Origin of the sequence: Algivirga pacifica, assembly GCF_039543525.1 — a bacterium.
GTDB classification, from domain to species: Bacteria; Bacteroidota; Bacteroidia; order Cytophagales; family Flammeovirgaceae; genus Algivirga; species Algivirga pacifica.
In genome coordinates this window covers 22,880-44,546 of record NZ_BAABJX010000010.1, presented here as the reverse complement: position 1 = coordinate 44,546, position 21,667 = coordinate 22,880, and the positions used below count along the sequence as shown (strand labels likewise).

General features: G+C 39.8%; 17 protein-coding genes. 10 read left to right on the top strand and 7 right to left on the bottom strand.

The features are described from left to right. Positions 1 to 391 precede the first annotated feature (391 nt). The 5 genes from ABD985_RS02640 to ABD985_RS02620 all read left to right on the top strand — a co-directional run bounded on the left by ABD985_RS02640 (position 392) and on the right by ABD985_RS02620 (position 8,108). Positions 392 to 3,373, top strand: a complete 2,982-nt coding sequence (locus ABD985_RS02640; RefSeq protein WP_345368962.1) for a SusC/RagA family TonB-linked outer membrane protein — start codon at positions 392 to 394, stop codon at positions 3,371 to 3,373. Between the two features lie 15 nt (positions 3,374 to 3,388). Continuing rightward, complete coding sequence (locus ABD985_RS02635) at positions 3,389 to 5,020, top strand: RagB/SusD family nutrient uptake outer membrane protein (protein WP_345368960.1); 1,632 nt, start codon at positions 3,389 to 3,391, stop codon at positions 5,018 to 5,020. A gap of 49 nt (positions 5,021 to 5,069) precedes the next feature. Continuing rightward, the gene (locus tag ABD985_RS02630) at positions 5,070 to 6,116 is read left to right on the top strand and encodes a SusE domain-containing protein (protein WP_345368959.1); all 1,047 of its coding nucleotides are present in this window, start codon (positions 5,070 to 5,072) and stop codon (positions 6,114 to 6,116) included. A 220-nt stretch (positions 6,117 to 6,336) separates the two neighbouring features. After that, the gene (locus ABD985_RS02625) at positions 6,337 to 7,479 is read left to right on the top strand and encodes a THUMP domain-containing class I SAM-dependent RNA methyltransferase (protein ID WP_345368957.1); all 1,143 of its coding nucleotides are present in this window, start codon (positions 6,337 to 6,339) and stop codon (positions 7,477 to 7,479) included. Between the two features lie 101 nt (positions 7,480 to 7,580). Continuing rightward, positions 7,581 to 8,108, top strand: coding sequence for an NUDIX hydrolase (locus tag ABD985_RS02620; RefSeq protein ID WP_345368955.1), 528 nt, complete (start codon positions 7,581 to 7,583; stop codon positions 8,106 to 8,108). Between the two features lie 29 nt (positions 8,109 to 8,137). Here the strand turns inward: ABD985_RS02620 and ABD985_RS02615 are convergent, their stop codons facing one another. The 4 genes from ABD985_RS02615 to hemL all read right to left on the bottom strand — a co-directional run bounded on the left by ABD985_RS02615 (position 8,138) and on the right by hemL (position 12,837). After that, positions 8,138 to 8,632 carry an inorganic diphosphatase gene (locus ABD985_RS02615; protein WP_345368953.1) on the bottom strand — a complete coding sequence of 165 codons (495 nt, stop codon included), beginning with the start codon at positions 8,630 to 8,632 and terminating at the stop codon, positions 8,138 to 8,140. 112 nt (positions 8,633 to 8,744) lie between these two features. Continuing rightward, the gene (locus tag ABD985_RS02610; protein ID WP_345369028.1) at positions 8,745 to 9,884 is read right to left on the bottom strand and encodes an ABC transporter permease; all 1,140 of its coding nucleotides are present in this window, start codon (positions 9,882 to 9,884) and stop codon (positions 8,745 to 8,747) included. A 392-nt stretch (positions 9,885 to 10,276) separates the two neighbouring features. Then, positions 10,277 to 11,242: an ADP-glyceromanno-heptose 6-epimerase gene (rfaD, locus tag ABD985_RS02605; RefSeq protein ID WP_345368952.1), complete on the bottom strand. Its 966-nt coding sequence runs from the start codon at positions 11,240 to 11,242 to the stop codon at positions 10,277 to 10,279. Positions 11,243 to 11,541: 299 nt separating this feature from the next. After that, positions 11,542 to 12,837 carry a glutamate-1-semialdehyde 2,1-aminomutase gene (hemL, locus tag ABD985_RS02600; protein ID WP_345368951.1) on the bottom strand — a complete coding sequence of 432 codons (1,296 nt, stop codon included), beginning with the start codon at positions 12,835 to 12,837 and terminating at the stop codon, positions 11,542 to 11,544. A 341-nt stretch (positions 12,838 to 13,178) separates the two neighbouring features. Between hemL and ABD985_RS02595 the strand changes: the two genes are divergently transcribed. Beyond that, positions 13,179 to 13,811, top strand: coding sequence for a TetR family transcriptional regulator C-terminal domain-containing protein (locus ABD985_RS02595; RefSeq protein WP_345368950.1), 633 nt, complete (start codon positions 13,179 to 13,181; stop codon positions 13,809 to 13,811). 19 nt (positions 13,812 to 13,830) lie between these two features. Then, positions 13,831 to 15,144: an ABC1 kinase family protein gene (locus tag ABD985_RS02590; RefSeq protein WP_345368949.1), complete on the top strand. Its 1,314-nt coding sequence runs from the start codon at positions 13,831 to 13,833 to the stop codon at positions 15,142 to 15,144. 34 nt (positions 15,145 to 15,178) lie between these two features. Here the strand turns inward: ABD985_RS02590 and ABD985_RS02585 are convergent, their stop codons facing one another. The 3 genes from ABD985_RS02585 to ABD985_RS02575 form a co-directional block, all read right to left on the bottom strand. After that, positions 15,179 to 16,081 carry a DUF58 domain-containing protein gene (locus ABD985_RS02585; RefSeq protein WP_345368947.1) on the bottom strand — a complete coding sequence of 301 codons (903 nt, stop codon included), beginning with the start codon at positions 16,079 to 16,081 and terminating at the stop codon, positions 15,179 to 15,181. A gap of 74 nt (positions 16,082 to 16,155) precedes the next feature. Then, entirely contained in the window at positions 16,156 to 17,595 is a 1,440-nt protein-coding gene (locus ABD985_RS02580; protein WP_345368946.1) for a septal ring lytic transglycosylase RlpA family protein, read from the bottom strand. An 84-nt stretch (positions 17,596 to 17,679) separates the two neighbouring features. Next, positions 17,680 to 18,420, bottom strand: a complete 741-nt coding sequence (locus tag ABD985_RS02575) for a septal ring lytic transglycosylase RlpA family protein (RefSeq protein ID WP_345368944.1) — start codon at positions 18,418 to 18,420, stop codon at positions 17,680 to 17,682. Between the two features lie 393 nt (positions 18,421 to 18,813). Between ABD985_RS02575 and ABD985_RS02570 the strand changes: the two genes are divergently transcribed. The 3 genes from ABD985_RS02570 to ABD985_RS02560 all read left to right on the top strand — a co-directional run bounded on the left by ABD985_RS02570 (position 18,814) and on the right by ABD985_RS02560 (position 21,662). Continuing rightward, positions 18,814 to 19,125 (top strand): DUF3276 family protein, encoded by a 312-nt coding sequence (locus ABD985_RS02570; protein WP_345368943.1) that lies wholly within the window; start codon positions 18,814 to 18,816, stop codon positions 19,123 to 19,125. A gap of 199 nt (positions 19,126 to 19,324) precedes the next feature. Then, positions 19,325 to 20,476 carry an AI-2E family transporter gene (locus ABD985_RS02565; protein ID WP_345368941.1) on the top strand — a complete coding sequence of 384 codons (1,152 nt, stop codon included), beginning with the start codon at positions 19,325 to 19,327 and terminating at the stop codon, positions 20,474 to 20,476. Between the two features lie 469 nt (positions 20,477 to 20,945). Further along, positions 20,946 to 21,662 carry a response regulator transcription factor gene (locus ABD985_RS02560; RefSeq protein WP_345368939.1) on the top strand — a complete coding sequence of 239 codons (717 nt, stop codon included), beginning with the start codon at positions 20,946 to 20,948 and terminating at the stop codon, positions 21,660 to 21,662. The last annotated feature ends 5 nt before the right edge of the window (positions 21,663 to 21,667 follow it).

The window sequence follows — 21,667 nt, the reverse complement described above, 5'->3', positions numbered from 1 at the left end:
GTTTGTTAAAATGTTGTTTGTACATTTTATATAGAGTTAATTGTACTTGTGTGGTAAAGTATGGTATAAACCCAATTCAGGTGAGTAAAATCATATTGTGAAGTGGAGTATATGGAACATCATCATTTGCATGAAGTGTAAATGTTACTAAATTCAATGAACATAATATTATCTAATATTAAGACTCAATCAGCGAGATGACTCTCATAAAGACTTCATTGATCAAGATGAGATAACGTTAATTTGATAACCCAATCCGATGATTCTTTATAAACTCATTATTAGGCCCCCCTCTTGAAAAGGGTAAGAGCGATTATGCTTATAGGGAAAAAGATTTAACTCAAAAAACAATCAGCATTCACACTATACTATTACTCAAAATATCAACCATATGAAAAAGGTTTGCAATACCTTATCACATTATCTCTTGGGGATAATGTTGATCTTGTTGTTGCCCAGTGCAATGTGGGCACAAGACAAAGTGGTTTCTGGTACAGTAACCGATGAAAATGGAGATCCACTTCCTGGGGTATCTGTATTGTTAAAGGGAACTAGCAAAGGAGTCGCAACAGATTTTGATGGTAATTATACATTGCCGTTGGAAACGGGACAAGAAACGCTGGTCGTCAGTTATGTAGGGTATCAGACACAAGAAGTTACCGTAGGTAACCAATCAACGATGAATATACAACTCGTACCGGACTCAGAGCAAATGGAAGAGGTGGTCGTAATTGGTTATGGTACGGCTAAGAAAGAAGACGTTACAGGTTCTGTGCAAGCAGTAACTGCTGCAGACTTTAACCAAGGAGCGATCAACTCTCCACAGGAACTACTGAATGGTAAGTTGCCTGGGGTGCAAATTACGACAGGTGGTGGTGCGCCAGGTGCTGGGGCAACAATCCGTATCCGTGGTGGATCCTCTTTGAATGCCAATAATGATCCTTTGATAGTCATTGATGGTGTACCATTGGATAACGATGGAGTGTCAGGTATGAGAAACCCATTGAATACCATTAACCCTAATGACATCGAGACATTTACCGTACTGAAAGATGCTTCTTCAACAGCCATCTACGGATCAAGAGCTTCCAATGGTGTTATCTTAATTACGACCAAAAAGGGATCAAGAGATCGTGTGTCGGTAGATTATAATGGTAACGTTTCAATTTATACCCCGATCAAGACCGTAGATGTATTAGATGCAACGCAATATCGCGCCTTGTTTACAGAGCAATTTCCAGACAATGTAAACCTTTTGGGAGATGCGGATACAGATTGGCAAGATGAGATTTTTGAAACAGCTGTAGGTACTGAACATAACGTATCCGTTTCAGGAACCATTGCAGATGGCGGCTTGCCTTACCGTGCTTCTGTGGGATATAACAATACAGATGGTATCCTGAAAACAGAGAACATGGAAAGGATTACTGTAGGTTTGAACTTAAACCCTACGTTTTTCGATGAGCATTTGAAAGTGAATGCTTCCGCTAAATATATGTATGTAGACAACCGGTTTGCGAGCACGGGAGCGATTGGTAATGCGATCTCTATGGATCCTACTCAACCCGTTAGAACGGCTAATGGAGAGTTTTACTATTGGCCAACAGAATTGGTTTTGGATGATGGAGAGACAGTTATATCACCTAATCCTATTGCTCCTGGGAACCCAGTATCAACCTTGGAAAGACGTAGAGACCAGTCACAGGTAGATCGCTTTATCGGTAACTTACAGGTAGATTATCGTTTACATTTTGCTCCGGATTTCAGAGTGAACTTGAACTTAGGTGGAGATTTTTCGGATGCAGAAGGAGATATTGTAGTGGCACCTAATGCGGTTCACGATCAAGGAGCGTTTATCAACGATGGTTTCTTTAGTAATTACTCTCAAAATAAATCTAACGAGTTATTGGAAACTTATCTGGCCTATGAAAGGGATTTTGGGGAAAGTCGCTTGAATGCCTTGCTTGGGTATTCTTGGCAACACTTCAGAAGGGATAGTAAAAACAATCAAATGTTCGGAAATGGTACTGGAGTATTGAATACCATTGATAAAACAGAGAACTACTTAGTGTCTTTTTACGGACGTTTTAACTACTCTTTGTATGATAAGTATGTGATGACATTTACCCTAAGAAATGATGGATCTTCCCGTTTTTCAGAGGATAATCGTTGGGGATGGTTCCCAGCATTGGCATTGGCTTGGAACATGGAAAAAGAGGATTGGTTTGGAGATGCAGATTGGCTAACTCAGTTGAAGCTAAGAGCAGGGTATGGTATTACAGGACAACAGGATATACCGGGAAATGACTATCCTTATATTGGAACCTATCAAGCTTCTTTGGGAACTGCTCAATATGTTTATTATGGACCAGCCGGACCTATTTATACGACCACTTTCCGAGCGAATAAATTTAATGAGGATCTGAAGTGGGAGGAAACAACAACATTTAACGTTGGTATAGACTATGGTTTCTTTGATGACCGTATTACAGGTTTGATTGATTGGTACTATAGAAGAACGGATGACCTATTGAGTCAGGTGCCGGTGTCAGCAGGTTCTAATTTGGGTAATGAGTTGATTACGAATGTGGGAACCATGGTAAACCAAGGTATTGAATTTGCGATTGATGTAAGTATTCTGAGATCTCAGGATTGGCGTTGGAGTGTAGGGTATAACATTACTTACAACAAGAATGAGATTACTAAGCTTTCTGGTGGGGGAGACGACTTTGTAGGAGTGCCAACAGGAGGTATCAGTAGTGGTACAGGTAACCTGATACAAATTCATACGGTAGGACATCCGGCACGTTCATTTTATGTGTATGAGCAGGTGTATGATCAGGATGGTCGACCAATTGAGGGATTATATGTAGATAGAAATGAGGATGGAGTAATCAATGAGTTTGATAAGTACCATTACAAAGACCCAGCTCCAAATATGTTGATGGGGTTAAATTCTAATCTCGGTTATAGAAATTGGGACTTTAGTGTGGCCGCTCGTATAAACTTGAATAACTATGTTTATAACGATATCAATGCGGGACGTTCCTTCTATCAGCGCTTGCAAACGTCGGGAGCATTTGCAAATAATGTGACAGAAGAAATCTTTGATACACAATTTAATAACCCACAATACTTCTCTGATCACTATGTAGAGAACGCTGGATTCTTCCGATTGGATAATGTGACCTTGGGATACAACTTTAATCGCTTGTTTGATACACGTTTGAACGCCCGCTTATATGGTACTATCAATAATATGTTTGTCATCACGAACTATGATGGGATCGATCCAGAAATCTTCAGTGGTATAGATAATAATTTCTATCCACGTCCAAGGACCTATACTATGGGAGTTAATGTCTCATTCTAACCTAATGTATCAATCATGAAAATTATAGATATCAGAAAACTATTAATGATAGTGGGGGTACTGTCGGCTTTTCTACTCCCTTCTTGTCTTAATGATCTGGATATACGACCGATAGATCCAGATATACAAATAGCCGAAGATGTATTGACTTCTGAAGAAGCTTTTCAGGGAGCATTGTCTAAAGTGTATGCGGGTTTTGCTTTGTCTGGGCAACAGGGGCCTGCAGGACAAGGAGACCTGGATGGGTTTGACGAAGGACATAGTCAGTACTGGAGAGGGTATTTTGTATGTCAGCAGTTGCCTACGGATGAAACCATCAATGGATGGGCGGATGGTAATTTGCCAAGTATGAGTCAATTAAATTGGGATGCTTCCAATGAGTTTATTCGTTCCTTTTACTATAGAGTGATCTATCAAGTTTCTTCAGCTAACGAGTTTATTCGTCAGGTGAATGATTTGGGAAGAGATGAATTTACCCGTTTACCACAATATGTAGCGGAGGCACGTTTTCTTAGAGCATTGGCTTATTGGCATGCGTTGGACTTGTTTGGTAATGGCGTTCCCTTTATTACAGAGGGGAGTAGTGTAGGCTCTACAAACCCTCCTGCAGCGGGAGATAGTCCTCAAGGACCTGAGTTGTTCAACTATATCGAGTCGGAACTATTGGCCATTATAGGTGAAGGGGATGAGACAGAGCAGGTTTTATTAGAACCAGGAGCTGGATTAGTAGGACAGGCTGATAAAGGAGCTGCGTGGATGCTTTTGGCAAAGCTTTACCTTAACCATAATACGTACTTGGGAACAGAGAGTAATACGTATTATGAGCAAGCGAGAGTTTATTTGAACCAATTGTTTGAGGCAGGTTACTCCCTTCAAATGGAAGATGGATCGGGACTAAATGCTTATGAGTTGTTGTTTTCTGCGGAGAATTTCCAATATGATAATGAGATCATTTTCTCTTTTAACTATGATGGAGATAGCGCACAAACGTTTGGAGGAACAACTTATATTATCAATGCTTCTATTGGAGGAGCTATGATAGCTTCAGATTATGGTACTTCTGCCAACTGGGGAGGTAATCGTACGACGAGTGCCTTTGTAAATAAGTTTCCGGAAACAGGAGATAGTCGGGCGTTATTCTTTACGGAGGGGCAGTCTTTGGAAATTTTACAGCAAGAGCAGTTTACACAAGGGTATGCTGTTACGAAATTCAAGAACCTGAATGCTGATGGTACGCCGGGTATAGGTGCCAATCAAGGGCAGTCTAGTGTCAATGTGCCAGTATTTCGATTGGCAGACGCTTACTTGATGGCTGCGGAGATAGATCTTCGTTTGGATGGAGCAGTGTCTGCACAAAACTTGGCTTTTGTCAATGAAATTCAGGATAGGGCAGGGGTGCCTCCATTGGCCGTAGGAGATGTGACGTTTGATTTTATTATTGATGAGCGTGCCAGAGAGTTGTATTGGGAGTGTCACCGTAGAACGGATCTTATCCGTTTTGGCCTATTCACAGGCGGAGATTATATCTGGCCGTTTAAGGGAGGGTCTCCTGAAGGTGGAAGTGTTCCTCGTTTCTATGATCTGATGCCTATTCCTCAGACTGATGTGAACCTGAATGGGAATCTGGAACAAAACCCAGGGTATTAGTCATGAACACACTCTTGAATTCATCTATTTACTATTGAACTTTAATGTTATGCATTATATAAATAAATATTTGGGAGTCCTCTTGCTTTTTGCAGCAGGAATAGTAGCCTGTGAAGAGAATGACCGAGAACCAAAAATTTCCAATGAATCTGTGCCGCCAGCATTGATTACAGAGTTGGAGGGGACAGAGGTAGTGTTGGACGCTGTCGCGGCCACTGATGTATGGGACACCATTCGTTGGGAAGCCGCTGACTATGGAGCGACACTTGCTACGAATTATACGCTGGAGTTATCAAATGATAATTTTGAAACAGCAGCTCCAATTGTATCGACGGGCCTTACAGAGGTAGCTGTCACCAATGAAGAACTGAATAATGCAGGAAACTTGTTAGGAATGGAGGCTGAGGTTCCCGTTCCTGTGAGTTTTCGAATTATAGCTGATCCTGGGGCTGGCTTGGTACCGGATACTTCCGAAGTACAAAACTTTACCTTGACCACTTATCCGGCCAACTTATCGTTTCCAACACTTTGGGTGCCTGGTGCACATAATGGCTGGGCACATAATGATGACGATGTGATCAAGTCCTTGGATAGTGATGGGATTTTTGAAGGCTACTTGTGGTTAGAGAGTGAATTTAAGATCACGGATGAAGCTGGATGGGGCGGTACCAATTATGGTGATGGCGGTGCAGTAGGTACATTAAGTACTGATGGAGGTGCGGGTAACTTGATGGTAGCAGAAACAGGTTATTATCGACTGATCGCTACGCCATCTTTATTAACTTACTCTGTTACAAAAACAGAATGGGGAGTTATCGGTAGTGCGACACCTAATGGATGGGATGGTCCTGATATAGATATGGAATATGATCAGGCTACAGGCTTATGGACTGTAACTGCAGATCTTGTAGAAGGTGAAATCAAGTTCAGAGCCAATGATGACTGGGCGATCAACTATGGAGATGAGGGTGGAAATGGCACATTGGAGCTAGATAATCCTAATAATATCGTCATAGATCAAGCCGGGAATTATACAATCATTCTCAATTTGAATGATACACCAATTTACCGTTACTCCCTGCAGTTAAATGAATAGGGTACTGACGGAATGATTTACAGAGTATAATTGTTACACTGAGCCGCTGGATTTATTAAAATCCGGCGGTTTTTTATTTTATGAAGTCTCAAATCGATAGAAGTATGATAGAAACCTACTTATAGTATATAGAATTACAATTGGAGTGATTAGTAAAGTCATTTTCCTTGTGTAACTTGCGACCTTTAATAAGATAGATAAAACAAAAAATATAAATACTGTGAAGGAGAAGGAGTTTGATATGACTGCCAAGACCTTTTTTGGCTTAGAAGATTTAGTGATAGAAGAGCTAAAGGAGATTGGTGCTAAAGATATTCAAAAAGGAAATAGGGTAGTGACGTTTAAGGGTGATAAAACGGTATTGTACCGTTCTAACCTATGGTTGCGTACGGCCTTGAAAGTATTGGTTCCTGTAGCTCGCTTCAATGCCCCTGACGAGGAAATGCTTTATAAACACGTAAAGAAGTTTAATTGGGGTAGTGTGATGTCGGTAGATCAAACGATTTCTGTAGACAGTACCGTGCTTTCCGATACGTTTACCCACTCCAAGTATATTGCCCTTAAAGTAAAAGATGCGATTGCGGATTATTTTAGAGCAAGAACAGGAGAGCGTCCATCAGTAGATATAGAAGATCCAGATATCCGTGTACACATTCACGTGGCAGGGACACAATGTATTCTTTCTTTGGATGCTTCAGGAGAACCATTGAATAGAAGGGGATATAGAAAAGAACAAAGGGAGGCCCCTTTGAATGAGACTTTGGCGGCAGCACTGGTTAAACTATCAGGCTGGACAGGTGAAGGTAACTTGGTAGACCCTATGTGTGGTTCGGGGACTATTCCTATTGAAGCAGCCATGATTGCATTAAATATGGCTCCCGGTCTAAAACGAAAGTTTGCCTTCCAAAACTGGAAAGACTATGATCCAATGATTTGGAAAAGGCTATTGGGAGAAGCCTTGATGAAACGTAAGCGCTTTGATCATATGATCTATGCTTCTGATATTTCGGATGAAGCGATTGAGATAGCCATTAATAATATGACACGAGCAGGTATAGAAGATTATGTTCGTGTAAGTAGAGGAAACTTTATTGACAAGGCAAAGCCGGCAGGAGAGAATGGTGTAATGATCGTCAACCCTCCTTACGGAGAACGTATTGGCGATCGAGTAGAGGCATTGTATGAAGCGATGGGCAACAAGTTTAAGCAAGGCTATGAGGGCTTTAAGGTATGGATGATTACATCCAACAAAGAAGCCCTGAAGAAGGTAGGCTTAAGGCCAAGCAAGCGAATGACAGTTCACAATGGAGGTTTAGAGTGTAAGTACGTTTGCTACGATATGTATAAAGGAAGCAAGCGATAGTTGCTAATGAAAAATTAAGAATGAAGAATGAGGAATTGTCAATATTTAATTAAAAATTGACCATTAATAATTTTTCATTCTTCATTCTTAATTAAAATACCATGCATCCTAAACATCATATGGAGTACTGCCCCAAATGTGCAGCAAAACAATTTGACTTTAAGGAGTTTGGAGCTTTTGAGTGTGGTAGCTGTGGTTTTCAGCTATTCATTAATGCATCTGCGGCTGTAGCTGTTTTTATTATGGATCAGCAAGGGAGGTTACTGCTTACCCGAAGAAAATTTGACCCTATGGCAGGAACTTTGGATTTGCCGGGAGGGTTTGTCGATCCCATGGAAAAAGGAGAAGATGCTTGTCGTAGAGAGATCCAGGAAGAATTGAACCTTTCTTTGGATGAGCTGTCTTACATCGGTTCATTTCCTAATGAGTATGTCTATAAGGGTATGTCTTATTATACATTGGACTTGGCGTATACTGCTGTAGTCAATGATTTTACTCCTCTAAAAGTAGCCGACGATGTTGCTGAAGCCTTATTTTTATATCCAGAAGAGATCAAGCTGGAGGAAATAGGGTTGGGTTCTATTAAGGTGATGTTGCAAGAGTTTATGATACAAAATAAAAGGCCTTAGCAATACGCTAAGGCCTTTTATTTAAAAGATTACTTCGTTGCGTTGTAACGCTCGATGCTTTCTTTGTATTGCTTGATCGCTTCGTTCTCGTCAGCCCATCCTTCAATGTTTACCATTTTACCTTTTTCAAGGTCTTTGTATACTCTGAAGAAGTGCTCGATCTCTGCTTTCGTTTGCTCGTTGATCTCTGAAAGTTTTGTATACTGACCCCAGAATGGATCGTCTACTGGTACACAAAGAACTTTTGAATCAGGACCTTTCTCGTCTGACATATTCAACACACCTACAGGTCTTACCTCTACAACAACACCTGGGAACGTAGGCTCAGTGAATAGTACCAACACATCTAGAGGATCTCCGTCCTCTGCCAAAGTATTGTCTACAAAACCATAGTCCGCAGGGTACTTCATTGAAGTGTAAACCATACGGTCAAATCTCATCATTTTCAAGTCTTTGTCGTACTCGTATTTGTTACGACTCCCTCTTGGGATTTCAATTAGTGCGTCGAATGTAATTTTTTCCATATTCTTTTTTCTTAAAAGAAACTTTATCACGTTTCAAAAACAGGTGCCGAATTTATGAAATAAATGTGATTTTTAGCATGTATTTTCCAATTAATTGTACACACTTCGCTTTTTAACTGAATTTAATCGACTTGATCGGCTTGATTCCTCCTACAATAGCTGTTGGAATTAATAGAGAGGCAGAGATACACCCAAATAGTAAAGCGTTGAGCCAAAAGATGGTGGACCATTTCATAATGACAGGTACATGGTCGATATAATAGGTCTCAGGATCAAGAGGAACTAGCTCAAAGTGAGTTTGCAGGATACAGAAGAGTATTCCCACGATATTACCCCAGAAAAGTCCTTTCAGTGTCATACGCATCCCGTTAAAGATAAACACTTTTTGAATCTGCCAGTTTTTAGCCCCCATTGCCTTTAAACTACCAATCAATCGAACCCTCTCCATGATGAGAATTAGCAGAATAGAGGCGATGTTGAAGATAACCACAAATAGAATGATAATGATTAAAACGAATACGTTTTGTCTCATCATCTCAAACCAATTGAAGAAATGGGCATAGTTGTAGGTGATTTTTCCCATTAATAAGTTGAGGTCTACTTCATCTCTGAGCATGCTGGCATATTCGTCTAGGTACTCAAAGTCATCCACAAATATTTCCAGTCCTCCGACCATATCATCTTCCCAGTTATTGATTTGTTGTATGGTACGGATATCAGCAATGGCTAATAAATCATCAAATTCTTCTAATCCAGTATTGTAAATGCCGGAAATGGTCAATCTACGTGCTCTTGGAGGCTCTTGAATAAAGTAGAGAATGATTTTATCATTGACTTTGAGTTGCATCTTGCGAGCCATACGTTGGCTGATAAGTACTTCTCTTCCTACTTTTTCCTCATAGATATTAGGTAGACGTCCTGCAACCAGCGCATTATGGAGCCTTAAGGTATCATACTCTGCCCCGATGCCTTTGATTAAAACACCCGAAACCTCTGAGTCGGTTTTTAGTAGCCCCCACTTATGGGCATAACGCTGGATTTGTTTGATGCCAACGATGGTGTCTGCATCCTGATAGATATGTAAATCCTTGACAGAAACAGGCATTTCCTCCCTGGAGTTCGTAATCGAAAAGCGCTCTAGCTGAAGGTGGGCAGCATGCGTCATGATTTTCTCTTCGATCGCATTCCTGAACCCATAATAGATGGAGAAAGCAATGATCAAAGAGCATATACCAAGCCCTACACTACTAATCGCAATTTTGGCGATGGTAGCGGAAAAGGCTCCTTTCTGATTATTACGAATTCTTCTCGATATAAATAGTGAAAAGTCTATGGCTTTAGTGATATAAGGTGAAAAAGATAGTTTATCGCTTAATTAAGTTGGAAGAAGTAGTTATTATACTGCTAACTGGCTTTGTTGAATCGTTGAATTTCACCTTCGGTGAGTTGAATTGAGCTTCGCTCGTTGATTCGAGTTGATATGTTTTTTTGAGTGTTAGTATATATTTCAATTAACAGTTCAACTCGAATCAACGAGTGAAGCTCAATTCAACGAATCAACGATTCAACAGAGCTAGTCAGTAGTATGATGGTCGCTTCCTCAAGCTTAATGAAGCGATAGGTAACAAACCTACTAAAAGCAAATTAATAATACTTTCCGTCCAATAGGTAATTTTTAACATAATCTTCAACGCCTTCTTCTAGCGTATGGAATGGACGGGAATATCCTATACCTTTCAGTTTATCCATATTGGCCTCTGTAAAGTACTGATACTTGTCTCGAATGTCCTCCGGTGTATCTACAAAAGAGATATTCTCCTCTACATTCATGGCCTTGAAAGTATTAGTTGTTAAGTCCAGGAAGGTTCTGCCTTTTCCTGTTCCCAAGTTATACAGCCCACTGTTTTTGCGGTGGTGCATTAGGAACATCATGACTTCTACAACGTCCTTTACGTAAACAAAGTCACGCGTTTGCTCTCCATCCTTGAATTCAGGGTTGTGTGAACGGAAGAGTTTCATTCCGTTGGTGTCGGAGATTTGGCGGAACGCGTGTAGAATCACAGAGGCCATACGTCCTTTGTGATACTCATTAGGGCCGTACACATTAAAGAATTTTAGACCTGCCCAGAAAAAAGGTTTTTCTTCTTGCTGCATAGCCCATTTGTCAAAATCATTTTTGGAAACACCATAAGGATTTAGGGGTTCCAGGTCATAAATGATTTCTTCAGAATCCTCGTAACCGTGTTCTCCTAGTCCATAAGTAGCTGCCGAAGAAGCGTAAACCAATGGGATTTGATAGTCACAACAAGCTTTCCACATCTTTTTGGTATACTCCAGGTTAAGATGATTCAATAGCTCTACATCAAACTCTGCCGTATTGGTGCGGGCCCCCATATGGAAGATAAACTCTACTTCCTCATGGTTTTGCTCCAGCCAGTTAAAGAACTCTTCTCTCTCTACTTTTTCCTGAATATTTTTACCTTCCAGGTTCTTGTTTTTTTCTGGAAAAGAAAAATCGTCTACAGCGATGATATAATTAAAATTATCCTGATTCAGACGAGATATCATACAGCTGCCTATAAATCCGGCAGCACCGGTTACAACGATCATAATGTAATTTGTGGTTGATGTAGGTGTTTTTTGTAAGAAATGAGATAGGCCTGATTGGTTTTGAATATCTATTCGGCATACTACCAACTCGCTTTGTTGAACCGTTGAATCGTTGAATTGAGCTTCGCTCGTTGATTCGAGTTGAACTGTTTATTGAGTTCAATCAACAGTTCAACTCGAATCAACTCATCGGAGATGAAATTCAACGAGCGAAGCTCAATTCAACGATTCAACAAAGTAGGTTAGTAGCTCGACGGTTATTTATTCGACCTTAGAAAACCTATCTCTAAGCGAAGTGCTTATTTACCATGGATCTCTTTTAAAGACTCGTGGTTAGCCTTGATGATTCTATCCAAGTCGTTGTCGATCAGTGCAGTTGATAGGAATAGACTTTCAAACTGTGATGGACCTAAATAAATACCTCTGTCCAACATTGCATGGAAGTATTTTCTAAACAGCTCCAGGTTAGAGGTTTTTGCATCCTCGAAATTATGAACTTCTTTATCTGTAAAGAAAAGCGTATTCATAGACCCTACACTATTGATGGTGTAATTTAAGCCTAGATCTTTTAGCGATTTCTCATATCCTTCTCTAAGGTAAGCTCCCTTTTCATCCAAAGAGGTATATACCTCAGGATTCTCATTTAGTAGGGATAGCATTGTCAATCCGGCAGCCATAGAGATAGGGTTCCCAGAAAGTGTTCCTGCTTGGTATACAGGTCCTGCAGGAGATACATAGTCCATGATTTCTTTCTTACCCCCATAAGCACCTACTGGCATACCTCCACCAATAATCTTACCCAATGTGGTCATGTCAGGAGTCACACCGAAACGTTCTTGAGCACCTCCCGGAGCAAGACGGAATCCGGTCATTACCTCATCAAAAATCAATACAATACCATGCTCATCACATAGTTCTCTCAGCCCTTCTAAGTAACCTTCCTTAGGGAGCACACATCCCATATTCCCCGCAACAGGCTCGATAATAATGGCAGCAACCTCATCCTTGTTATTTTCTACTACCTTACGCATAGCTTCAAGGTCATTGAAAGGCGCTAGTAGAGTATCTTTGGCTGTACCTTTCGTTACTCCGGGGCTATCTGGTGTACCCATAGTGACTGCACCACTACCTGCTGCAATTAGAAAAGAGTCTCCGTGTCCGTGGTAACACCCTTCAATCTTGATAAACTTGTCTCTTCCAGTGTATCCTCTGGCAACACGAATTGCTGACATTGTCGCTTCTGTACCGGAGTTCACCATTCTAACTTTTTCAATGGAAGGAACCATGCTTACGATCAATTCTGCGATCGTAATCTCACGTTGCGTAGGTGCACCAAATGAAAGGGAATTCTGAACGGCATTTAGGACTGCTTGCTCAATTTTAGGATGCTTGTGTCCTAAGATCATTGGTCCCCATGAGTTGATAAGCTCTATATATTGATTATCGTCTTCGTCGTAAACATAAGCCCCTTCTGCTCTTTTAATGAATAGAGGAGTACCTCCAACGGATTTAAATGCCCTTACTGGGGAATTTACTCCACCGGGAATAAATGCTTGTGCTTGTTCGAATAATGCGCGGCTATTGTCTGTTTTCAATGTATCTTTAGTTTAAATGAGTAAATCGATTCAAAAAGGAGTGAATTACCTATCACTACAAAATTACAAATTCTCATTTATTAAACACTATTCCCTTTTCATTCGTTGTCATCATAGGGCTTAAGTGTATTATTTAGCTGTTCTGAATAAGTTCTATTGGAGAGATGAGAGAAGATGCTATTTATTATTGGAAAAGTACAAATTACCTAACTAAGGCGCAAATAAAAAAGAAACCCCTAAATATTAGAGGTCCCTTTCCACTTTAATAAACTAAACTAACAAACAAACTTCAATTGAATATAACATAATTATTTATAAAAAGTTTGTTTTCTGTGAAAAATATGAGAAAAAAAATCGTAGATGCTTATGTGAGGCATATTTTATCGAAGGGCGCTCCTCCAGTGTCTATTTTCCATTTTATGTATGAAATGGGAGAGTCAGAAGCTGAATTTTACACACATTTTGCTTCTTTTCATGCTGTAGAAAGTTCTATTTGGGAAGAGTTTATTCAAGATACTCTTGGAAAAGTTAAAAATGAAGAGGTGTATGCTGACTATATGGTAAGAGAAAAGGTCCTCTCCTTTTACTATACTTTGTTGGAAGAGCTGAAACAACAACGGAGTTTTGTGGTTTATTCTTTTAGAAAGCGACCACGAAATGGTAAATGGTCATCGGCATCTTGTATGAAGTCCTTTAAGGAGCACTTTCAGGAGTTTATAAAGGAGGTGTTGTTTGAGGGAGAGCAATCGGGAGAACTGGCTGAGCGCCCCTTTATTCAGGACCGTTACAAAGATCTCTTCTGGTTGCAGTTATTATTCATATTGGATTATTGGACAAAAGATCATTCGGAACAGTTCGAGAGTACGGATACCCTGGTGGAGAAAGCAGTCAACTTAGCATTTGATCTAATGGGGACAAATATTCTGGATGCTTCTGTAGACTTTGTCAAGTTTATGATACAGCACCGTCCTTAAACCATTAAATAGAAACCCGATGTCAGAAAAGCAACCCTCCCAGAATAGTATACCTGCCTCTAAAGTGCAAAGGGCTAGCCGTTTTATGCAAACAGGTGTCAAGGTAGGATCAAATTATGTAAAGCATTATGCCAAAAAATTGGTAGATCCCAAGGTAACCAAAGAGGATTTGCATCAGGAAAATGCCAAAGACATTTATGGCGCTTTGAGTGAGCTAAAAGGGAGTGCTCTTAAGGTAGCTCAAATGATGAGTATGGATCGGAATATGCTTCCTACAGCATATTCTGAGAAGTTTCAGATGGCACAGTATTCAGCTCCTCCGCTCTCATACCCTTTGGTGGTGAGAACCTTCCGTAAATCAATTGGGAAGTCTCCTGATGAGTTGTTTGATACCTTTAGCAAGGAGGCAATTAATGCAGCTTCTATTGGTCAGGTACATCAAGCATCTTTAGGAGATAAAAAGCTGGCGGTAAAAGTGCAATACCCTGGTGTGGCGAATAGTGTCAGTGCAGACCTCAAGCTGGTAAAGCCATTTGCAGTAAGAATTATAGGACTTAATGAGAAAGAAGTTGATTTGTATATGGAAGAAGTAGAGGAAATGCTTCTTTCGGAAACAGATTATCACCTAGAACTAGAACGTTCACTGAAATTGACCGCAGCTTGCCAAGATATCCCTAATGTACGATTCCCTAACTATTACAAGGAATATTCTTCTGATCGAGTTTTGACAATGGATTGGTTAGAAGGGTTGCATTTGGATAAGTTCCTAAAAACTAATCCATCACAAGAAATCAGAAATCAGATTGGGCAGGCATTATGGGATTTTTATGATTATCAGGTACATACCTTATTGGAAGTGCATGCCGATCCACATCCGGGTAATTTCCTGATCGGAGAAGATGGTATATTGGGGATTATAGATTTTGGTTGTGTAAAGACATTACCAAGAACATTTTATGATCAATATTTTGCCTTGATGTATCCATCTCAAAATGGAGGGCCTTCTATACAAGAGCTATTTTATGCACTTAAATTTATTCATCCAGAAGACTCTGCAGAGGATAAAGTAATATTGGAAGAGACCTTCAGTCAGTTGATTGAGTTATTAAGTAGACCGTTTCGAAATGATATGTTCGATTTTGGAGATGATCGTTACTTTGAAGAGGTGTATGCCTTCGGGGAGCAGTCGTCTAAGATAAAACCTTTACGTGAAGCTAAACGTCCAAGAGGAGCTAAGGATGGCCTATATCTGAATAGGACATACTTTGGACTTTATTCTATCCTCAATCAATTAGGAGCGAATATCAGAACGGACTCTAAAATTAAAAAATAAGGGTGTCCATCATGGACATCCTTATTTTCTATGTTTATCTCATATTTCGACGCTTAATCAGATAAGGCAATAATACCTGATCTACATCTTTACGACAGTCAGCTTCTATGAAATCAATTTTGTATTGTCCACAACGGAGCTTAATCTGATGATATCGTTCTAAAATTTGCTTACGATAATAATCTCTGATTTGTGCAGGTTGTACTTTTTCTTCTACACCGGTTTCTACATCGACAAAAATCGTAGGCTTTTCAGGGAAATCGAACGCCATCTCCGTAAGACTATCGGTGACGTGGAATAATAAGACCTCGTGGTTGTTGTGCTTCAAATGTTGTAGCGCTGCAAACGTTTCCTCCAAATTATCATCTGAATCCATCATGTCACTGAATATTACGACTAGGGAACGTTTGTGGATACGCTCGGCTACATGATGAATAACTTCAGCCACATTGGTTCTTTTCTTTTCGTTTTTAGGGGCATCCTGCAAGCGTTGCATTTGCAAGAAAAGATTGTGAATGTGTTTAGGGGTAGACTTGACGGGAGTCATTAGGTCTATTTCTTCATGAAAAGTACATAGTCCCACCGCATCTCTTTGCTTTTGCAGCATATAGGCAATGGCTGCACCGGCCACAAGACTAAAGTTTAATTTTCCTGCATCCTGAAGGGGGTAATACATAGAGGAGGAGACATCGGTCACAATCATGGCTCTGAGATTGGTTTCCTCTTCATATCGCTTGGTGTATAGCCTGTCGGTGCGAGCAAATACTTTCCAATCGATATGTCGGGTACTATCACCGGGGTTGTAGAGGTTGTGCTCTGCAAATTCTACTGAAAATCCATGATAGGGTGATTTATGAAGACCGGTAATAAAGCCCTCTACAAGTTGCTTGGCAAGCATTTCAAGATTGCCGTATTCCTTGATCTTATTGAAATCCATAGTTAGGGTTGGGGGGATTAGGTGTTGGGTGTTAGGGATTAGCGGCTAATTCTTAGTCGCTAATCCCTAGTATCTTACTTATAAAGTTTAAGGAAGGCATCTTTGTAGCCGAGATCTTTTACGGCGTCTAGCATAATACCGGCCTCTTCTTTAGTGTAGGCACCAAAATAAACACGATAGCATTCCATGCCTTTGTGTACCCCTTTGTGGATGTAAATGTCTTCCATATCTTTTGACATTGCATCTGTAGCGGATTTTAGTGCTCTACGGATATTGTAGTGCATGGCAAGTTGTATACCATAGCTGTTGGCAGGCGTAGTGGGCTTTCCTTGTACGTTATAATATTTTCCTCTCTTTTTGAATAGGGAGTAGTCTGCCGTAGGCTCCATGAATAGCGTTTGCTTTACCTCTTTCTCAGGAGCACGGGTCACCGTATTATGAATACTTTCAACAGTAGGCTCTGGAGTGGTGGTTTCTTTTACAGGAGAAGCCACTGCTACAACATCCTGTACAGCTTCTTTATGACCTACACCTAATCCACGACCTCCTACAGTTTGTAGGGCAGGGAGTCCGGCTGGAGTGTTAGGATCAAGCGCAGGGGTTTCAGCAGTGTTGGATGCCAAGGCTTCATCTTTTTCAGGAGTCGTTGCTACCGTTTCAGGAGCGCTGATCGTTTGTACAAATACCCACATCTGACTGTTGAAGTCCAAGTTAATCTGGCTCGCTACCTTTTGAGATACCTTAAGGGAAGGAGTTTTGAATTTTACCGTAGCAAAAGCAATTGCATTGGATTGTTCTTTTGACTTGATCAATACCTCAGCACCAGCAGGTAGGGTAGGGTGACCACAAATATTCATGTCCTTGTATTTTAAGTCACCTTCTTCCTCAAATTCGTTAAGCTCTCTTCGGTTGAAAACTGTGGCTTTCATCAATACATCATCAGTACCTACATTAGCTGCCGGAACTGCAGCTACAGTACTTTCCATACTTTGAGCAGTTTGTTGTACTGCTTCCTTTTGCTCTAATGCTCCTAGCTCACCTCCTGCAAGTAGTGTTCCTTGGTTTTGAGGAGGTGTCTCAGTCACATTTGTTTTAAGAGCCTCTACTTTAATGTTAATTCTACCTTCTCTAATTTCTGCAATCTGCTTGAAAGCAGCTTTTGTCAAGTCAATAATAGCCGTTGAGTTAGGGTTCAGGGCATCATTGGATTTGACGATGACTGATTTCCCATTATCAATATTAGTAACCTTCAACAGGGTGTTTGAATCAAACATGGAACGCTGTACTGCACAGGTCATTAGGTTATTATCAAAAACATCACCATTAAGGGTCTCTCTTCCGTTGTATCGGTCGGCATAATAGGTGGCTGTGCCAAGCTCTACTTTTCCTACAAAAGATTTTTGGGCATACATTGAGGTACTGCCTAGCATAACGACTAAAAGTGTTAGGGCAGTGCGGATCCAAGGGTATTGTACAATATTAATCATCTCTTTATCTGTTAGTGATGCTTTCAATCGTTTGTTTTGATTATTCTCTGAATACAAAGGTATGTCTTATTGTTAAAATATACGTAATAATTGTAAATCGGGATACATAGGTTAATAATCAAAGGCTTCATAAGCCTTGATATGTGCACCTATTTTATTTTGATTGAAGAATTTCTGTAAAGGAACAGCTTCTTTTGGCTGTAAGTAAGCACCTATAAATAAGCGGTAAATCTTTTGTTGATTAACCCAGCTTACCTGTATGATAAGATCGCGGAACATCATTTTGTGATATTCTACGGCTTTTTCTAATGTATATTCTTTATTGGTAGAGGCACTTACCTGTACTCCATATCCTTTAGGTGAAATAGGTATACCTTCCAGTGTATAGAATCCTTCTGTGGAAAATTGCATAAGATATTCATCTTTAAACTCAGGTGTGGATTGTTGAGAAACAAAAGGAACTGCATTTTTAATGCCATTACCGTTATCCATGACCTGTACGCTTATATCAGAATAGGTTTTGCCTAGCATATTCAATTGATAGGCGGCCATATAGGTTAGTTCCAATAGGTTGGCGGGGTTTTGGGTACGGTCATTAATCTTAACCGTGATTTCTTTGCCATTGTCATTGTTATGGACCTTAAGCTTAGTACCAAAAGGCAGGGTGGCATGGGCTGCGGTGAGTTCATTGCGATCATATTTTTCTCCACTGGCGGTGATGCTTCCATCGGGGATAGCCGTGAAGGTAGCTCTACCTGTGGTTGTTTGGGCCATCACTGGAGATACCCTCAAAACAAGAGTGTACACCAATAGAAAACTAAGTAATAGAAAAGACCGTTCGTTTGTCATCATTACGAAAGATATAGTGGTTTTGATTGAGCAAATGTTTCTGGGAGGAAGTTTTTAGACCCCGCCTACTACTCAAAGCTACTAATTTTTCCTGAAATCTTGATAATCTTATATCCTCAACAATAAAGGACAATGGCAAAAGATCATATGGTGTATAGGGGCGAAAGGGGTGGGATAGTATTAAACAAAGGTTAATGTGTGTTGAAATGGGGAAAAGTTCCTTTAATGCTAAAAAAAAAAAAGAATAGTTTTTTCGGATGAAAAATTTGTATATTTTAGCCATCGTACGGATTCATTCCGTTAGGGTGACGACCCGAGGCTTTCTTTTCGATCCTGTGTTGGAAGGGAAGTTTAAGATTGTTTTTTTATCCCTGTTGAATTAACCATTTAAGGACTGTGGAAGAGAATAAAGAAAGAGAGGAAATCTACTCAAAGCGCGTACGCGCAGGAAAAAGAACGTACTTTTTTGATGTAAAGGCGACACGTTCCAATGACTATTACTTGACAATCACTGAAAGTAAGAAACGTTATAGGGACGAAGGGCACTTCTACGAGAAGCACAAAATTTTCTTGTATAAAGAAGATTTCAACAAATTCGTGGATGCGCTGAATGAGTGTGTTGATCATGTGAAGGAGGAATTGATGCCTGACTATGATTTTGCAAGACTTGACAGCGATAACATTGACGACGAATTGAGCTGGGATTAATTCTTTGTCAAGAGCATGAAAAACCCTTATCTGTGAATTATCAGGTAAGGGTTTTTTTGCTACTGTAGTGTTCCATGTAACTATAGACTTTCAGCCTAACCCTGTCGGAATATTACAGTTTAGAGATACCATGTAATGTCTATCATTTACAAGCTCTAAACATAAGTAATGTAACAATATCAACCTTAACTACTAGATAATGGATAAACGAATCAATTTCCTGCTTAATTTCACGACTATTCTTGCAATGGGTGTACTGGTTTTTGCAGTACTTTCTTTAGGGTGGTATCTGGGGGATATTTTGAGCTATTTATTGATTTCTTTGGTGATATCTGCCTTGTTGAGGACTCCTACTAACTATTTAGCAAACATACAGCTAATGGGATTGAAAATGCCAAGAGGAGTGGCCGTAGCAGGAGCATTTATTTTGTTGTTTGGGTTGCTTTCTTTGTTTGTTTATTTGTTTGTCCCCTTGGTTTCTCAACAAATTAAGCTTATTGGCCGAATTAACTTCAATGACTTTTTTGATTCTATAGAGGTTCCCGTACGTAATTTCGAGGAGTTCTTGATACGCAACAAGTTACGTTCGGGAAATGAAAAGTTCCTATTTGAGGATTTAACGAGCAGTATTGCAAATTTATTCAAGGGAGGAAAAGTAGAGAAGTTTGTTAATGGCGTGCTGCAGTTTACAGGGAATTTCTTTTTCGGAATTATAGCGGTATTGTTTATTACTTTCTTTTTTCTGTATGAACCAGGGAATTATAAGAAGTACTTCATTTCACTTATTCCCAATAAATATTTTGAAGTATCGATTGCTGCAGTAAGTAAAACAGAAAACTTACTTTCTAATTATTTACTGGGATTATTCGTACAGATGATCAGTATATTCTCATTGGCCTCTATAGGTCTTTTGATTGTAGGGGTGGAGTATGCTGTAACAATAGCTGTATTTGCAGCTGTTGCCAACTTGATTCCTTTTATGGGGCCTATTTTAGGAGCTATATTCGGATTAATTGTAGGGATTTCTACTAATCCAGGATTACCCACAGAAGAGTATCTTATTATCATTGTGAAGATCGTCTCTGTTTTTGCCGTAGTACAATTGACAGATAATATCTTTTTGCAACCCATGATATTTTCTAAAAGTGTAAAAACACACCCCTTGGTGATCTTTCTTGCAGTAGTGATTGGTTCTTCAGTAGGAGGGATATTGGGGATGATTCTGGCTATTCCTACTTATACGATGTTAAGGGTAATGGCAGGAGAATTTTATAAAGGATATAGGGAGTATCAAGTATTTAGGAATGATGATAGCTACGGTAAGGTGAGTAGGAGTGTGTATAGAGAATAATCAATAGAGCTTATCACGGTTTATTTCGTCTGAGTAGAGAATATATCTCTAGTTCAAAAGTAGTACGTATAAACCTTAATCGATGTAGTAAACCACTTGATCCAAGAGTAATTCCTTACTCGTACCTCGTTCGGAATTTGAACTCTTGGACCAGTTCAGTACTTTTTCCTACTTATAAACAACTAACCGTGATAAACTCTAATCATTGAAAATTGAAAATTAATCATTGAAAATTAAATACCACCGTGCTAGCCGTTTTAACTGCAGAGCATTTACTCTTACTGCTCATTGTTCACATTTGAGGCGATTTCTTACGTAAGTAGGATTGAGAAGAGATTGATTTGCAGTTCATAACATTATGTGTAAAATTATACTTCCTGATTTTATAGCAATGGACCATTGATTGGTTTATGGAGAAAGAAGAGTATCAAATATTTTCTGTACATCAACCTTTATTAGTCAATCAACTATGAGTAAGCACAAAGTATTGGTTATCGAAGATGAAGACTATCTTAGAGAGAGTCTTATTGATATGTTAAACTTTTCTGGAGAGTATGAGGTGTCAACAGCCCGAGATGGACTGGAAGGGATTCATCAGATCAAGGAAGTGAAGCCAGATTTGATTTTATGTGACGTGATGATGCCTCGATTAGATGGGTATGGTGTTCTGGAGTATGTACGGAGTCATCGTACATTAACCAACACACCATTTATTTTTCTTACGGCCAAATCCAGTTTGAAAGATATTAGAAAAGGCATGAATCAAAGTGCCGATGATTATATCACGAAGCCCTTTGAATACGAAGATCTTTACGATGCTATGACCACTCGCCTGAATCGAATTGATAAGATCAAGAACGAAGTAACAGAGCTGGTACATGAGACAGTCGATCGTTTGGGAAGTCTAAGGGGGATAAGTGAACAAGAGTATCAGTCCATTGAGGAGATTCGTCGTCTGAAGATTCTTTTGGATATGAAGAATGAAGCACTAGATCAGTACTGTCATTTGAACTCCCATAAAGTAAGGGGCCCTTTGTGTCGTATTATGGGGCTTATCAAGTTGATGGAAAACGGAGAAGAGCAATCAGGGCAACTGTTTGATATGATTCGGGAGTCCTCTTATGAGTTGGATGAGGTGGTCAAAGAAATTAATACGGTACTGGCCGATGCGGCCATTAGTACTTAAATTTG

Bases quoted from the DNA above. Each gene is read 5' to 3' on its own strand.
- ABD985_RS02640 (WP_345368962.1), top strand. From the start codon at position 392: ATGAAAAAGGTTTGCAATACCTTATCACATTATCTCTTGGGGATAATG.
- ABD985_RS02635 (WP_345368960.1), top strand. From the start codon at position 3,389: ATGAAAATTATAGATATCAGAAAACTATTAATGATAGTGGGGGTACTG.
- ABD985_RS02630 (WP_345368959.1), top strand. From the start codon at position 5,070: ATGCATTATATAAATAAATATTTGGGAGTCCTCTTGCTTTTTGCAGCA.
- ABD985_RS02620 (WP_345368955.1), top strand. From the start codon at position 7,581: ATGCATCCTAAACATCATATGGAGTACTGCCCCAAATGTGCAGCAAAA.
- ABD985_RS02615 (WP_345368953.1), bottom strand. From the start codon at position 8,632: ATGGAAAAAATTACATTCGACGCACTAATTGAAATCCCAAGAGGGAGT.
- rfaD (WP_345368952.1), bottom strand. From the start codon at position 11,242: ATGATCGTTGTAACCGGTGCTGCCGGATTTATAGGCAGCTGTATGATA.
- ABD985_RS02595 (WP_345368950.1), top strand. From the start codon at position 13,179: ATGAGAAAAAAAATCGTAGATGCTTATGTGAGGCATATTTTATCGAAG.
- ABD985_RS02590 (WP_345368949.1), top strand. From the start codon at position 13,831: ATGTCAGAAAAGCAACCCTCCCAGAATAGTATACCTGCCTCTAAAGTG.
- ABD985_RS02585 (WP_345368947.1), bottom strand. From the start codon at position 16,081: ATGGATTTCAATAAGATCAAGGAATACGGCAATCTTGAAATGCTTGCC.
- ABD985_RS02575 (WP_345368944.1), bottom strand. From the start codon at position 18,420: ATGATGACAAACGAACGGTCTTTTCTATTACTTAGTTTTCTATTGGTG.
- ABD985_RS02565 (WP_345368941.1), top strand. From the start codon at position 19,325: ATGGATAAACGAATCAATTTCCTGCTTAATTTCACGACTATTCTTGCA.
- ABD985_RS02560 (WP_345368939.1), top strand. From the start codon at position 20,946: ATGAGTAAGCACAAAGTATTGGTTATCGAAGATGAAGACTATCTTAGA.